Below are 14,273 nucleotides of genomic sequence, written 5' to 3'. Positions count from 1 at the left end.
AGGCATGAACCGATCCCAACACTTTCTGATGACCGCCGCGCTGGCCGGCAGCTTCGCGCTGTCCGGCTGCGTCACGACCGAACCACCGGCCAAGCCGAGCCCGGCCGCCAAGCCGGCGCCGGCGCGTCCGCCCGCCCCGCGTCCGCCGACCCCGGTGGTGCCGGCCACCCAGGCGCCCAGCGCCGACCAGCTGGCCCTGAACGAAGGCATCGAGCTGTACAACCAGGGTTCGTACAACGAAGCCATCAAGCGCCTCGGCGCGGCCGATGTGACCGGCGGCTCGAAAGCCAACCAGGTCATCGCGCACAAGTACATCGCCTTCAGCTACTGCGTGACCTCGCGTCCGGCGCCCTGCCGCCAGCATTTCGAACGCGCATTCAAGCTCGATCCGGCCTTCGCCCTGGCGCCCGGCGAAAGCGGGCATCCGCTGTGGGGCCCGGTGTTCGCCCGCGCCAAAAAGTCCAAATAATCCGAAGCAACAGACGAAAAAAAACGCTGCCCATGAGGCAGCGTTTCTTTTGGAGCCGCGGCGCGATCAGTTGCGGACAACGCGCTTGTACTCGTTGGTGCGGGTGTCGATTTCGATGACGTCGTCGGTGCTGACGAACAGCGGAACCTGGACCGAGTGGCTGTGCGCTTCGATCGCGTTTTCCAGCTTGGCTTCTTTCAGGACGTTGCCCGACGTGTTGCCCTTGACTGCAGGCTCGGAGTAAGCCACTTTGCGTGCGATCGTGGTCGGCAGTTCGACCGAGATGGCCTTGCCGTCGTAGAACACGGCTTCGCATTCCATGCCGTCCTTCAGGTAATGCAGTGCATCGCCCAGGTTTTCTTCTTCGATTTCATACTGGTTGTATTCGGCGTCCATGAAGACGAACAGCGGATCGGCGAAGTACGAGTAGGTGACCGGCTTCTTGTCCAGCACGACGACGTCGAACTTGTCGTCGCCACGGAACACGTTTTCCATTGGGCTATTGTTCAGAAGATTCTTCATCTTCCATTTGTAGGTGAAGCCCGTGCGGCTGGAGCCGTTGACATCGGAACGCAACACGATCATAGGCTTGCTGTCAACCATAATGATGTTGCCAACACGAATTTCTTTTGCAGGTTTCATAAAGAGTGTACGTAAAAAGTGGGTTGCATAAAAATCATCTGTCGCCTGCTGGCTTGACGCCAAAAGCTCACGTTTGATCGGGTAAAAATACCTTGGAAATTAACCGAATATTGTACCTTATCCGGGGCGCGATGACCTAAGCGAAGAGGCAAAGTTCAGCAAATTACTGGTCAGATCGCCGTTTGCCAACATCTGGCGCTGCCATTCGGCGGCATGGGCATGCGATTCGGGCATGGCGGCATGAAATGCCGGCCACAAGGCGCCCGGGCCGGCGCCGCCCGCGGCGGCGCCGTTCCAGCACAGCGTCAGCGCGGACAGGCTGTCGCGCCCGATGGCGTAGCGCTGCAGGAAGGCGCGCAGCTTCTTGTGGTGCAGATTGTCATCTTGCGGGTAGATATGCCAGATGAACGGGCGGCCGGCCCACTGCGCGCGCACGAAGGAATCCTCGCCGCGCACGAAGTTCAGGTCGCAGGCCCACAGCAGGCGGTCGTAGTCGGGCTGGGCGACGAAGGGAAGCACGCGCACGGTCAGCGCGCCGCGCGCGCGGGAAGCGCCGGCGTTGGCAGGCGCCTCCAGGAAATGCGCGACCACCTCCTTCGCCACGCCTTCCGGCACCAGGCAGGTGACGGCGTGCGCCCCGCCCTGCCAGGCGGCGAACAGGTCGGCGACCGGGGCGTGCGGATAGCAGAACAGCGAGATTGTGGTCGAGGCCATCTCTTGCGGCGTGACGCCGAAACGACCCAGGAAAGCGGCCATGCCGGCGCGGTCTTGCTGGAACTGGCGGCGCGCCTCGTCGAGCGCCGCTTCGCGCATCAGGCCGCCTGTTTTGGCGGTAAAGCCCGGAAAGAAGAAATACTTGGTCAGCGGCAGGCGCGGATGCGTCGACGGCAAGGTGTGGCAACCTTCGACCCACTCTTCGGCCGTCAAGCCTTCCAGGTTGAACCAGACCGGGCGCGGTTGGCAGCGGGCCATGGCGTCGATGTAGCCGGGCGGGATGTCGCAGGCGAAAAATTCGATGACGATATCGGCGATGTCCGCTGGAGCGAACTGCCCATCCTGGCCGGCCCAGTGGCGCACGCCGATGCCTTCGACCTGCTGCAGCGCGGCGGCGGGGTCGATCTGCGGGCAGATGCGCTGGAAACTGCGCAGGTCGTCGACCCACAGGGTGACGACGATGCCGTGCTCGCGCTGCAGCTGGCGCGCCAGGCGCCAGCAAATGCCGATGTCGCCGTAGTTGTCGACGACCCGGCAAAACAGGGCGAGGGTGAGTGCTGGATCAGTAAGAGGCATGAGGAATGATCGCTCCGAGCATAAAACCGCTGACTTGAAAACCGCCATCCCCGCGCAGGCGGGATGACGCACCGGGGACGACGCCAAGCTAGCGGCGCTCGGAATGCAAAAAGCCGCACAAGGCGGCTTTTTGCACTGACTGGCGTCCCCAAGGGGATTCGAACCCCTGTACTCACCGTGAAAGGGTGATGTCCTAGGCCTCTAGACGATGGGGACCTGAACTGTTGTCAGGTAGCGGCAACTACCTGCAATGTACTTCTACATCAAAACTTGGTGGAGGTAAGCGGGATCGAACCGCTGACCTCTTGCATGCCATGCAAGCGCTCTCCCAGCTGAGCTATACCCCCCATGTAACGCGAACTACCTGGCGCTGGAATAACAAGGAACCGTTTCAACGACTCCCTGGTAAAACTGGCGTCCCCAAGGGGATTCGAACCCCTGTACTCACCGTGAAAGGGTGATGTCCTAGGCCTCTAGACGATGGGGACAGAAATCTGTCCTGGACGTATTCTACATCCTGAGCTGCCCTGCTGCACCAATAAAAAACCCTGACTTGTCAGGGCGTTTAGCGGTACTAAACTGCGGCTGCATTATACTGCATCTTGCTGCTACTTACCAGTTACTAGTTACAACTTACTGCATACTGCATACTGCTTTATTCCTGGCGTCCCCAAGGGGATTCGAACCCCTGTACTCACCGTGAAAGGGTGATGTCCTAGGCCTCTAGACGATGGGGACCCGATACTGCAATCAGGTAGTGGCATCTACCTGCAACACATTACAACTGCTTCGATTAGTGGTGGAGGTAAGCGGGATCGAACCGCTGACCTCTTGCATGCCATGCAAGCGCTCTCCCAGCTGAGCTATACCCCCGTCCGTCGAAGAAGCAGAATTATATACTAGGGCTTGCAATATGCAAAGCCCCGGCAAAAACAATTTACACTGCGGCTTTCAGGCGCGACAGGACCAGCTCGCGTCCCAGCAGCACCAGCACCGCATCGATGGCCGGCGTCTGCAACTGGCCGGTCAGCAAGAGGCGCAGCGGCATCGCCAGCACCGGCATCTTGATCGTGTGAGCGGCGAGCACTTCCTTGATCATCGCGGCCAGCGCTTCGCGGGTCCACTCGACCGTGGCGCAACGCTCGGCGAACTGGGCCAGGGCCGGCTTGACGGCATCCGTCAGGTGCTGGGTCATCAGCGCCGCGTCCGGCTGCGGCGTGCGGTAGAACAGCATGGCGGCGTCGGCCAGTTCGTTGACGGTATTGGTGCGGTCCTTCATCAGCGCCAGCGCGGCGGCCAGGTCGGGCGCGCCGTCGAACCGGGCGCCCTGCGCTTCCATCAGCGGACGCGCCAGCGCGGCCAGGCGGGTGTTATCGGCTTGCTTGATATAGTGGTTGTTCAGCCAGGCCAGTTTTTCCAGGTCGAACTGTGCAGCCGAACTGGTCAGGTGATCGGTGTTGAACCATGCGCAGAACTGCGCCATCGAGAAGATTTCATCGTCGCCGTGGCTCCAGCCCAGGCGCGCCAGGTAGTTCAACATGGCTTCCGGCAAGATACCCTTGGCCGGGTAATCCATGACGCTGACGGCGGACGTGCGCTTCGACAGTTTTTTGCCTTCATGATCGAGGATCATCGGCAGGTGGCCGTACTCGGGCAGCGGCGCACCGATCGCGCGCAGGATATTGATCTGGCGCGGGGTGTTATTGACGTGGTCGTCGCCGCGCAGCACGTGGGTGATCTGCATGTCCCAGTCGTCGACCGCCACGCAGAAGTTATAGGTCGGCACGCCGCCCGGACGGGCGATCACCAGGTCGTCTAGTTCCTTGTTGGCAATCGTGATCGGCCCCTTGACCACATCGTTCCAGGTCACGTCGCCGTCGAGCGGATTCTTGAAGCGCACCACCGGCTCACGGTCGGCAGGGACCGGCGGCAAGGTCTTGCCCGGTTCCGGACGCCAGGTGCCGTCGTAGCGCGGCTTGTCGCCCGCGGCGCTAAAGCGCTCGCGCATGGCGTCGACTTCTTCCTTGGAGGAATAACAGTGGTAGGCGCTGCCGGCGTCGAGCATCTGGGCCAGCACCTCGCGGTAGCGCTCCATGCGCTGCATCTGATAGAACGGGCCTTCGTCGTGCGCCAGGCCGAGCCACTGCATGCCTTCGATAATGGCTTGCACCGCTTCCGGGGTGGAACGCTCGACGTCGGTATCTTCGATACGCAGGACGAAGGTGCCGCCGAAATGGCGGGCATACGCCCAGCTGTAGAGCGCGGTGCGGGCGCCGCCAAGGTGGAGGTAGCCGGTAGGGCTGGGGGCAAAACGGGTGCGGACGACGGTCATGGGATCGGTATGCTGAGATAAAGAGAAGTATTTTACAGCGTTGCCGCAGCGCCGTACCAGAGATGGCGGGCAGGCTGTCCCTGGCGGCGGCGCCGGCCGGACAGCGCCCGAATCTGTCTTGCGCGATATCGCAAGCGCCGGCCATGCCGGGGCTGAAGACGCACTGCGCCGTGACACTGAGGCTGCTGCAGGCCCCCCCGTGAGTCGGCGCAACACTTGTCCGGCGGCGGCAGGCTATCGTCCGCACGTATGCCCTTCACCGCACCGCACTTGCCGGCATCCCCGCGCTTCCCGGCCGGAAGCCTCTCACAGGGAATCGATCATGCAACGACGCACCTTCTTAACGCTGAGCGGCGCTGCCGCCCTCGGCAGCGCCCTGACGGCATGCGGCGGCTCGGACGAGGCGCCGCCGCCTTTCCAGCCGGAACAGCCCACGCAGTCGGGAACGGTGATTGCGTGGAACAACAGCGCACTCGACGCAGTGCGCGCCCTCCGCATGCCGCCGCCCATCGCGGCGCGCGCAGTGGCGATCGTGCACAGCGCCATGTACGAAGCCTGGGCCGCCTACGACAGCGTGGCCCTCGGCCAGTACCTGGGCGCCCAGTTGCGCAGGCCGTCCCTGGAACGCACTGCGGCCAACAAGGCGCTGGCGATGAGCTTCGCCGCCTACGCGGCCCTGCTCGACCAGTTTCCCGCGCAGCAGGCCGCCTTCGACGCGCACCTTGCCAGGCTCGGCAGCAGGCCGATCGACGCCTTCGACAACACGGCCACCGCACCGCGCCTCGGCACGATTGCCGCGCACGCGGTGCTGGACCAGCGCCGCAACGACGGCGCCAACCAGGACGGCAAACGGACTGCCGGCGGCGTGCCCTTCGCCGACTACAGCGGCTACCAGCCGCGCAATCCGCCGCTGCTGGTGAGCGTGCCCGCCACGCGCGCCGGCATCCCCTACCCCGACCGCTGGCAGCCGCTGTCCTTCGACGATGGCGCCGGTGTGCGCCGCACGCAAGTCTATCTGACGCCGTTCTGGGGCCAGGTGCGTCCGTTCGCGCTCGGCGCCGGCAGCCAGTTCCGCCCGCCCGCGCCGGCCGCTTTCGGCAGCCAGGCCTTCCTCGACCAGGCGGAACACGTCGTGCAGACCCAGGCCAGGCTGACCGAGCGCCAGAAGGCGATCGCCGATTTCTGGGCGGGCGGCTCCACCGGCGAACTGCCCGGCAACTACTGGTGCCGCTTCGCCCAGCTCATCGCGCAGCGCCATGCCTACACCGACGATGAGGACGTCAAACTCTTCTTCGCCCTGTCCAACGCGGTGCTCGACGCCAGCATTGCCGCGTGGGACGCCAAGCGCGCCTACGATTCGGCGCGCCCGATCAGCGCCATCCGCTACCTGATGCAGGGCCGCGTCATCCAGAGCTTCGGGCCCCAGGGTCCGGCCGGCGGACTGCGCCCGGTCGCCGGCGAAGCATGGATGCCCTTCCATCCGGCGAGCGCGCCCACGCCCGCCTTCCCCGACCATGTCTCGGGCCACAGCACCTTCAGCGCCGCCTCGGCCGAGATACTGCGCCGCTTTACCGGCAGCGATTCGTTCAGGCACGCGGTCACCGTGCCGGCCCGTTCGCTGCTGTTCGACCCGGCCCTGCCGGCAGCGCCGCTCACCCTGGCCTGGGACACCTTCAGCGACGCCGTGGCCGAGGCCGGCATCGCGCGCGTGTACGCCGGCATCCATTTCGAGCGCGCCAGCGCCGAGGGACGCAGGCTCGGCGAACAGGTCGGCGCCGCCGTGTTCGCCCGAGCGACAGCGCTCTGGACCGGTTACGCCTGAGGCGCCGCCTGGGCAGCGCATCACGCCGGACCCGCCATGCGGGTTCGCAACGCGCCAGCCCGCACTCGCGCCCCACGCGGCGCGGTGCGCCGCGCCTTCCCCCCTTGCCGCAGCGTCCCCTGCCGCACCTGGCTTTCCCGCAAAAAAGGTCTTCCCAAAAACAACGCCAGAGGTTAATTTACTGGCTTTAATCATTTGCCAACGGTCTTTGGCCATCGGCATTGTTCCCTCCATGACTTTGAACGCCGATCAAATCCTCGCACTGGCGCCCGATGCGAGTTCCGCCAAAGCCGGCAGCCAGCTGGCCGGGCCCGCGAAGTGGGGCAAGCTGGGCCGGACCGACAGCGCCGTGTGGGGCGAATGCCAGGGCAGCGGCAAAGTTCCCTACCGTACCCAGATCGACCTCGGCGAGCCGGCCTTCAAGTGTTCCTGCCCCAGCCGTAAGTTTCCGTGCAAGCACGGAATCGGCCTGTACTTATTACTGGCCAGTCATGCAGCGCTGTTTGCCGCCGGGCCGGCGCCGCAGTGGGTCAGCGACTGGCTCGACGGCCGCCAGCAGCGCAGCGAGAAGAAACAGCAGAGCGCCGCCGAGAAAGCCGCCGCCACGCCCGAACAAGCCGCCGCCCAGGCTGCGGCCGCGCACAAGCGCGAAGAAAAGCGCGACAACAAGGTGGCAGCCGGCATCGTCGAGCTGCAAACCTGGCTGGAAGACCTGGCGCGCGAAGGCTTGTCGACCGTGCGCGCGCGCGGCCCGGCATTCTGGAACGACATTGCCGCGCGCATGGTCGACGCCCAGGCCGGCGGCCTGGCTGCGCGCCTGCGCCGCGCCAGCGGCATGTGCTTCGATACCAGGCTGCCCGACTGGGAAACCCGGCTGGCGCGCGAACTGGCCTCCCTCTACCTGCTCGGCAGCGCCTGCCGCCGCCTGCCGGACCTGGCGCCGCCACTGCAAAGCGACGTGCGCGCCCTGGTCGGCTGGACCGTCAGCCAGGAGGACGTGCTGGCCCAGGCCGGCGTGCAGGACCGCTGGCAGGTGCTGGCCCAGCACACCAGCGACAGCGAACGCGTGCGCGCGCGCACCAGCTGGCTGCGCGGGACAAGGAGCGGACGCTGGGCGACGATCATGCACTACGCCGCCGGCACCCAGGGCTACGACAAGGTGCTCGCGCCCGCCACCGAGTTCGACGGCGAGCTGTGTTTTTATCCGAGCGCCTACCCGCTGCGCGCATTGATCAGGCAACAGGATGCCTTTGCCCCGCTCGACACGACTCCGGCGCCCGCCCCCACGCTCGATGCCGCGCTGGCGGCCTACGCCGATGCGCTGGCGCGCAACCCCTTCCTCGACCGCTTTCCGCTGCTGCTCGACGCCGTGGTGCCGCGCGCCGGTGCCGCGCCGCACCTGGAAGGCGCTGACGGCCGCATCGTGCCGCTGCACGCGGGGTTCCGCCACCTGTGGCCGCTACTCGCGCTCAGCGGCGGCCACCCGCTCACGGTCATGGCCGAGTGGGACGGTGACGCCGTCATCCCGCTCAGCGTGTTCACCGAAGGCCGCCTGCATCATTTTGACAACGAGACCGTCGCATGAGTTCCCCGCTCCCGATAAAAATCCACCAGACCTTGCAGATCGGCACCTCGCGCGCCGCGCCCGGTGTCGACGACGATTTGCCGCCGCCCCTGCGCGACAGCCTGCGCAGCCGGCCCGGCGCGAACGCCGCCACGCAGGAGGAAACCCTGTGGCTCTCGCTGGCCGCGCACGCCCTGTGGCAGCGCGCCGGCTACCAGCCCGGCACCCCGGCGCACGCCGCGCCGGCCACGCCGTCGAGCGACAGCGACACATTGCGGCCCTGCCCGGCGCAAGCCGAGAAAGCGCTGGCGCTGCTGCTGCTCGACGCATATCCGCAAGTGCGACCGGAATGGCTGCGCCTGGCCAACGCCCATCAATGCCGCCTGCCGCCGCGCCTGCTGCCGGGCGTGCTCGACCTGGGCACGGCGCAGCGCCCCCTGCGCCCGCTGATCGAAGGCGTGCTGGGCGCGCGCGGCCACTGGCTGGCCAAACACAATCCCGACTGGCACTGGGTCGGCGCGCAGAGCAGCGACATGCACGCGCTGTGGGAAGACGGCAATATCGAGCAGCGCGCCAACGCCTTGCGCGACATGCGCAAGCGCGATTCCGCCGCCGCCGTGCTGGCCCTGCAAGCGACCTGGCCCAGCGAAACGCCGGAACACCGCGCCACCCTGCTCGGCTGCCTCTCGGCCGGGCTGAGCCTGGCGGACGAAGCCTTCCTGGAAAGCGCGCTCGACGACAAGCGCAAGGAAGTGCGCAGCGTGGCCCAGCGCCTGCTGGCCGGCCTGCCCGGCGCGCAACTGGCGCAACGCATGCGCGAACGGGCCGTGCCCTTGCTGCGCGTCGAGCGCAACGGCGACACGGCCCACCTGCTGGTCGAGGTGCCGACAGAGCGCGACAAAAGCATGCAGCGCGACGGCGTCGGCGCCGGCCTCTACCCCGCCATGGGCGAAAAGTCGGGCTGGCTGGTCGACATTCTTGCCGCCGTGCCACCGACCTACTGGTCGACGGCCTTCGGCGCATCGCCGCGCAGCTGTCTGACGCTGGCCATGGCCAGCGAGTTCAAACATACCTTGCTGCTCGGCTGGTCGAGTGCGCTGCAACGCAGCCTGCAAGCGGGCTACGATGCCGGCCTGCATGCCTGGTTCACCGCCTTCCTCGACCTGTACCTGAAATCGACCGGCATCCACACCCACATGCCGCGCGACTTCTTCGGCCTGTTCGGCAGCCTGCCGGCCGACGCCGCCGACGAGCTGCTCGGCACCCTCGTCAACGCCACCCCGGCGGCCTGGATGCGCGCCCATTCGAGCCTGATCGACCTGCTCGACGACGCCGCCAAGAACGCCAGGCGCAACTGGCCGCTGGACCTGTCCAAAGCCGTGGTCAGCCGCATCCAGGCCGGCTGCGCCGCCAACACCTTGCAGAGCTGGTCGCTGAGCTACACCATGGCCACCCTGGCGCTGGTGCTCGACCCGCGCGGCATCGAGGCCTACGAAAACGGCTGGCCGACAGACATTCCCGAATTCGCGCAGTGGGAAGAGACGGTCGACAAATTCCTGCGCACCCTGCGTTTCCGACACGATATGTACCAACCTTTCCAGGAGCAATCTGCATGACCGCCATTTCCACCATCCTGCGCCAGCACGCCGAAACCCAGTACGCCGAGGAACTCGCAGCGCTGGCCGCGGTCGATACGCGCCAGCGTCCGCCGCGCTGGAAGCTGTCGCCCTGGGCCGTCTCCAGGTACCTGCTGGGCGGCACGCTCGACAACGGCGTGCAAATCAGCGCCAAATATATCGGCAACGCGCGCGTGATCGAAATCGCGGTCGCCACGCTCGCCACCGACCGCGCCCTGCTCTTGCTGGGCGTGCCGGGCACGGCCAAGTCGTGGGTGTCGGAACACCTCGCTGCCGCCATCAGCGGCGATTCCACCATGATCGTGCAGGGAACCGCCGGCACCAGCGAGGAAGCGGTGCGCTTCGGCTGGAACTATGCGCAACTGCTGGCCAAGGGCCCCTCGCTCGAGGCAGTCGTGCCGAGCCCGATCATGCGCGCCATGCGCGACGGCAAAATCGCCCGCGTGGAAGAGCTGACCCGCATCCCGAGCGAAGTGCAGGATAGCCTGATCACCATCCTGTCGGAAAAAATGCTGCCGATCGCCGAACTCGACGACGAAGTGCTGGCGCAAAAAGGCTTCAACATCATCGCCACCGCCAACGACCGCGACCGTGGCGTGAACGAGCTGTCGAGCGCGCTCAAGCGGCGCTTCAACACCGTGGTGCTGCCGCCGCCGGCCAGCGCCGACGAGGAAGTGCGCATCGTCGAAACGCGCGTGGCCAGCCTGGGCCGCGCGCTCGAGTTGCCGGGCGAAGTGCCGGCGCTGGAAGAAATCCGCCGCGTGGTCACCGTGTTCCGCGAACTGCGCGCCGGCGTCACCGCCGACGGCAAGCGCAAGATCAAGGCCCCCAGCGCCAGCATGAGCACGGCCGAAGCGATTTCGGTGATTACCAACGGCATGTCGCTGGCCGCCCACTTCGGCGACGGCACCATGCGCGGCGCCGACGTGGCCGCCGGCATGATCGGCGCCATCGTCAAGGACCCGGTCCAGGACCGCGTGGTGATGCTGGAATACCTCGAAACCGTGGTCAAGGAACGCGAGGGCTGGAAAGACCTGTACCGGGCCTGCCGCGACGTGATGAACTGAGTGGCCGATGAGCGTTCATTTATTCGGCATCCGCCACCACGGTCCCGGTTGCGCGCGCAGCCTGGCGCAGGCCTTGCAGGCGCTGCGGCCGGACTGCATCCTGATCGAAGGCCCGCCCGAGGCCGACGAGCTGATCGCCTTTGCCGCCGATCCGGCCATCAAGCCGCCGGTCGCGCTGCTGGTCTATGTGCCGGCCACGCCGCAGCGCGCCGTGTTCTACCCCTTCGCCGAATTCTCGCCGGAATGGCAGGCCATGCGCTACGCCACCGCCAACGGCGTGCCGGTGCGCTTTTGCGACCTGCCGCAGACGCATCGCCTGGCCGAGCCGGAGCCTGCCGAAGCCGCGCCGCTTGACGACACGGACGAGAACGAAGACGCGCCAGCGCCGCCCGCCCCCGGCAGCGCGGACCTGCACGACGACCCGCTGCGCTGGCTGGCCGACGCGGCCGGTTTTTCGGACACCGACACCTGGTGGGAACACCTGGTCGAGCAGCGCGCCGACAGTCTCGCGCTGTTCGCCGCCATCGCCGAAATGATGACCGCCGTGCGCACCGAGATCGCCGCCCCGCCCGATCTGCGCGAGCAGCAGCGCGAGGCATGGATGCGCAACGCCATCCGCCTGGCCGAGAAACAGGGCCACCAGCGCATCGCCGTGGTGTGCGGCGCGTATCACGTGCCGGCCCTGGCCAGCATGCCCTCCGCCAGGAGCGACAGCGACTTGCTGAAGGGTTTGCCGAAGGTCAAACTGGCCGCCACCTGGACCCCGTGGAGTTACGGGCGCCTGGCGTTTCGCAGCGGCTACGGCGCGGGCGTCACTGCGCCCGGCTGGTACCATCACCTGTGGAACCACCCGGCCCAGGCCAGCCTGTACTGGCTGACCGACGTTGCCGTCCTGCTGCGCAAGCACGACCTCGATGCGTCCTCGGCCAGCATCATCGAAGCGGTGCGCCTGGCCGATACGCTGGCGGCCATGCGCGAGCGGCCCCGTGCGGGACTGGGCGAGTTGCAGGAAGCCGTGCGCGCCGTATTTTGCTACGACAGCGACGCCCCGCTGCGCCTGATCCACGAGGCCCTGCTGATCAACGACCGCCTGGGCGAGGTGCCGGACAGCGTGCCGACCCTGCCGCTGCCGCAGGATGTGCAGGCCCAGCAAAAACGCCTGCGCCTGCCGGTCAAGGCCGACCACAGCCAGCTCGAACTCGACCTGCGCCAGCCGGCGCACCTGGAAAAAAGCGTGCTGCTGCACCGCCTGGCCCTGCTCGGCGTCGACTGGGGCCGCAGCGAACGGGTGAGCGGCAAGTCCGGCACCTTCCACGAATGGTGGCGCCTGGCGTGGGAGCCGGAGTTTGCCATCCGCCTGATCGAAGCGAACGTCTGGGGCGGCAGCGTCGAAGCGGCCGCCACCGGCAAGGCGGTCAGCCAGGCCAGGCAAGCGACAACCCTGCCCGCACTGACGGCCCTGATCGAACAGGTGCTGCTGGCCGACCTGCCGCACGCGGTCGACTTGCTGATGCGGCGCATCCAGGAAGTCGGGGCCCTCACGCCCGACGTCGGCTTCATGCTGGCGGCCCTGCCGCCGCTGGCCGGCGTGATGCGCTACGGCAGCGTGCGCGGCACCGATACCGGCGCCATCGGCCAGGTGGTCGACGGCCTGGTCACGCGCGCCTGCATCGCCCTGCCCTTCGGCGTGCTGGGCATGGCCGACGAACCGGCGGCGGCGCTGGTCAGGGAGCTCATCGCCGCCGACCGCGCCATCCGCCTGATCCAGGACGAAGCGTTGCTGGAGGCCTGGTTCGGCGCACTCGACCAGGTGGCCGGCAACGAACTGTCGCATCCGCTGATCGGCGGGCGCTGCGCCCGGATTTTGTCGGAACAAGGGTACTGGGACCAGGAACGCACGGCGCGCGCCCTGGCCTTGCGCTGCTCGCACGCCAGCGCGCCGCTGGCCAGCGGCAACTGGCTGGAAGGCTTTTTGCAAGGCAGCGCGGCCCTGCTGCTGCACAACGACAGCCTGTGGACGCTGGTCAATAACTGGATCAACGGACTCGACGCCGACAGCTTCGTCGAATTGCTGCCGCTGCTGCGCCGCACCTTCGGCGCCTTCGAAGCGCCGGAACGGCGCCAGTTGAGCGAACGGGCCGGCAGCGCCGGCGGCGCCGTGCCGCCCGCCGCGGCGGCCGGCAATCTCGATGAAGCGCGCGCGGCACGGATACTGCCGGTGCTCGGCATGATCCTCGGCAGCAGCGCCGCAACATCGACAACGGAGGCCGCGCATGGCGCATGACATCCCCCCGCAGGAACAGACGCGCCGCTGGCGCATGGTATTGGGCAGCGAACCGGGCCAGCCGCAAGCCTCGCTGGGCGCGGACGACCTGGCCATGGACCGGGCGCTGTCGGCCTTGTACAACCCGCCGTCGGGACGCGGCGCCGGGCTCGGCGCGTCGGCGCCGAACGTGGCGCGCTGGCTGGGCGACATCCGCCAGTATTTCCCGTCGAGCGTGGTGCAGGTGATGCAGAAGGATGCGCTGGAACGGCTCGGCCTCGAGCAAATGCTGCTGGAACCGGAAATGCTCAAGTCGGTCGAACCGGATGTGCACCTGGTCGCCACCCTGCTCAGCCTGAACAAGGTGATGCCGAACAAGACCAAGGACACCGCGCGCATGGTGGTGCGGCAGGTGGTGGAGGAACTCGAGCGCCGGCTGGCCAATCCGTTCCGGCAAGCCGTTACGGGCAGCCTGAACCGGGCCACGCGCAACCGCCGCCCGCGCCATCACGAAATCGACTGGCTGCGCACGATCCGCGCCAATCTGCGCCATTACCAGCCGGAATACCGGACCATCATTCCGGAAACCCGCATCGGCTTCGGGCGCAAGGGCCAGTCGCTGCGCGATATCGTGCTGTGCATCGACCAGAGCGGGTCGATGGCGCCGTCGGTGGTGTACGCCAGCGTCTTCGCGGCGGTGCTGGCGACCATCAAGGCGGTCAGCACGCAGGTGGTGGTGTTCGATACGGCGGTGATCGATCTGACCCCGATGCTGGCCGATCCGGTCGATGTGCTGTTCGGCACCCAGCTTGGCGGCGGCACCGATATCAACCGGGCGCTCGGCTATTGCCAGGGATTGATCGCGCGCCCGGCCGATACCATTTTCGTGCTGATCAGCGATCTGTACGAAGGCGGGAACAATGCCGAGATGCGCAAGCGGGCGGCGGCGCTGGTGGCGGCCGGGGTGCAGGTGATCGTGCTGCTGGCGCTCGACGACAACGGCGCGCCCAGTTACGACCATGGCAATGCGGCGTATTTCGCCGCGCTGGGCGCCCCGTGTTTTGCCTGTACGCCGGACTTGTTCCCGGAGCTGATGGCGGCCGCGATCAAGCGCAGCGACCTGGGACAGTGGGCCGCGCAAGCGGGGATCGTGGGGATCAAGCCCTGATCGGGCCCACCCCGCCTGC

At 66.9% G+C, this 14,273-nt stretch carries 10 protein-coding genes and 5 tRNA genes; 7 read left to right on the top strand and 8 right to left on the bottom strand.

Annotated features, from left to right (window positions below):
• Positions 1-4: 4 nt before the first annotated feature.
• Positions 5-469, top strand: a complete 465-nt coding sequence (locus EJB06_RS16980) for a TssQ family T6SS-associated lipoprotein (RefSeq protein ID WP_126075206.1) — start codon at positions 5-7, stop codon at positions 467-469.
• 66 nt (positions 470-535) lie between these two features.
• On the opposite strand, the gene EJB06_RS16975 is transcribed toward EJB06_RS16980, so the two are convergent.
• The 8 genes from EJB06_RS16975 to gltX form a co-directional block, all read right to left on the bottom strand.
• Entirely contained in the window at positions 536-1,111 is a 576-nt protein-coding gene (locus EJB06_RS16975) for an elongation factor P (RefSeq protein ID WP_126075205.1), read from the bottom strand.
• A gap of 117 nt (positions 1,112-1,228) precedes the next feature.
• Entirely contained in the window at positions 1,229-2,401 is a 1,173-nt protein-coding gene (earP, locus tag EJB06_RS16970; protein WP_126075204.1) for an elongation factor P maturation arginine rhamnosyltransferase EarP, read from the bottom strand.
• 140 nt (positions 2,402-2,541) lie between these two features.
• Positions 2,542-2,617: transfer RNA gene (locus tag EJB06_RS16965), tRNA-Glu, on the bottom strand.
• Between the two features lie 55 nt (positions 2,618-2,672).
• A tRNA-Ala gene (locus EJB06_RS16960) sits at positions 2,673-2,748 on the bottom strand.
• Between the two features lie 65 nt (positions 2,749-2,813).
• Positions 2,814-2,889 (bottom strand) — tRNA-Glu (locus EJB06_RS16955).
• Positions 2,890-3,063: 174 nt separating this feature from the next.
• A tRNA-Glu gene (locus EJB06_RS16950) sits at positions 3,064-3,139 on the bottom strand.
• A gap of 59 nt (positions 3,140-3,198) precedes the next feature.
• Positions 3,199-3,274, bottom strand: a tRNA-Ala gene (locus EJB06_RS16945).
• A gap of 64 nt (positions 3,275-3,338) precedes the next feature.
• A complete protein-coding gene (gltX, locus tag EJB06_RS16940; RefSeq protein WP_126075203.1) occupies positions 3,339-4,733 on the bottom strand; it encodes a glutamate--tRNA ligase in 1,395 nt (464 codons plus the stop codon).
• Positions 4,734-5,055: 322 nt separating this feature from the next.
• On the opposite strand from gltX, the gene EJB06_RS31910 reads away from it, so the two are divergent.
• The 6 genes from EJB06_RS31910 (at position 5,056) to EJB06_RS16910 (ending at position 14,254) form a co-directional block, all read left to right on the top strand.
• Positions 5,056-6,555 (top strand): vanadium-dependent haloperoxidase, encoded by a 1,500-nt coding sequence (locus tag EJB06_RS31910; RefSeq protein WP_164557943.1) that lies wholly within the window; start codon positions 5,056-5,058, stop codon positions 6,553-6,555.
• 232 nt (positions 6,556-6,787) lie between these two features.
• On the top strand, positions 6,788-8,140 hold the full coding sequence (locus EJB06_RS16930) for an SWIM zinc finger family protein (protein ID WP_126075202.1): 1,353 nt from the start codon (positions 6,788-6,790) through the stop codon (positions 8,138-8,140).
• On the top strand, positions 8,137-9,735 hold the full coding sequence (locus EJB06_RS16925; protein ID WP_126075201.1) for a DUF5691 domain-containing protein: 1,599 nt from the start codon (positions 8,137-8,139) through the stop codon (positions 9,733-9,735). The genes EJB06_RS16930 and EJB06_RS16925 overlap by 4 nt, the downstream gene beginning before the upstream one ends.
• A 5-nt stretch (positions 9,736-9,740) precedes the next feature.
• On the top strand, positions 9,741-10,823 hold the full coding sequence (locus EJB06_RS16920) for an ATP-binding protein (protein WP_198420851.1): 1,083 nt from the start codon (positions 9,741-9,743) through the stop codon (positions 10,821-10,823).
• 7 nt (positions 10,824-10,830) lie between these two features.
• Entirely contained in the window at positions 10,831-13,107 is a 2,277-nt protein-coding gene (locus tag EJB06_RS16915) for a DUF5682 family protein (RefSeq protein ID WP_126075199.1), read from the top strand.
• A complete protein-coding gene (locus EJB06_RS16910; RefSeq protein WP_126075198.1) occupies positions 13,097-14,254 on the top strand; it encodes a VWA domain-containing protein in 1,158 nt (385 codons plus the stop codon). Before EJB06_RS16915 ends, EJB06_RS16910 begins: the two co-directional genes overlap by 11 nt.
• Positions 14,255-14,273 lie beyond the last annotated feature (19 nt).

The sequence above is a fragment of the Massilia atriviolacea genome, assembly GCF_003953935.1.
GTDB classification, from domain to species: Bacteria; Pseudomonadota; Gammaproteobacteria; order Burkholderiales; family Burkholderiaceae_D; genus Telluria_A; species Telluria_A atriviolacea.
This window is presented reverse-complemented; position numbering and strand designations above follow the sequence as displayed.

Coding starts and splice junctions, on each gene's coding strand:
- EJB06_RS16980 (WP_126075206.1), top strand. CDS start 5: ATGAACCGATCCCAACACTTTCTGATGACCGCCGCGCTGGCCGGCAGC.
- EJB06_RS16975 (WP_126075205.1), bottom strand. CDS start 1,111: ATGAAACCTGCAAAAGAAATTCGTGTTGGCAACATCATTATGGTTGAC.
- earP (WP_126075204.1), bottom strand. CDS start 2,401: ATGCCTCTTACTGATCCAGCACTCACCCTCGCCCTGTTTTGCCGGGTC.
- gltX (WP_126075203.1), bottom strand. CDS start 4,733: ATGACCGTCGTCCGCACCCGTTTTGCCCCCAGCCCTACCGGCTACCTC.
- EJB06_RS31910 (WP_164557943.1), top strand. CDS start 5,056: ATGCAACGACGCACCTTCTTAACGCTGAGCGGCGCTGCCGCCCTCGGC.
- EJB06_RS16930 (WP_126075202.1), top strand. CDS start 6,788: ATGACTTTGAACGCCGATCAAATCCTCGCACTGGCGCCCGATGCGAGT.
- EJB06_RS16925 (WP_126075201.1), top strand. CDS start 8,137: ATGAGTTCCCCGCTCCCGATAAAAATCCACCAGACCTTGCAGATCGGC.
- EJB06_RS16915 (WP_126075199.1), top strand. CDS start 10,831: ATGAGCGTTCATTTATTCGGCATCCGCCACCACGGTCCCGGTTGCGCG.
- EJB06_RS16910 (WP_126075198.1), top strand. CDS start 13,097: ATGGCGCATGACATCCCCCCGCAGGAACAGACGCGCCGCTGGCGCATG.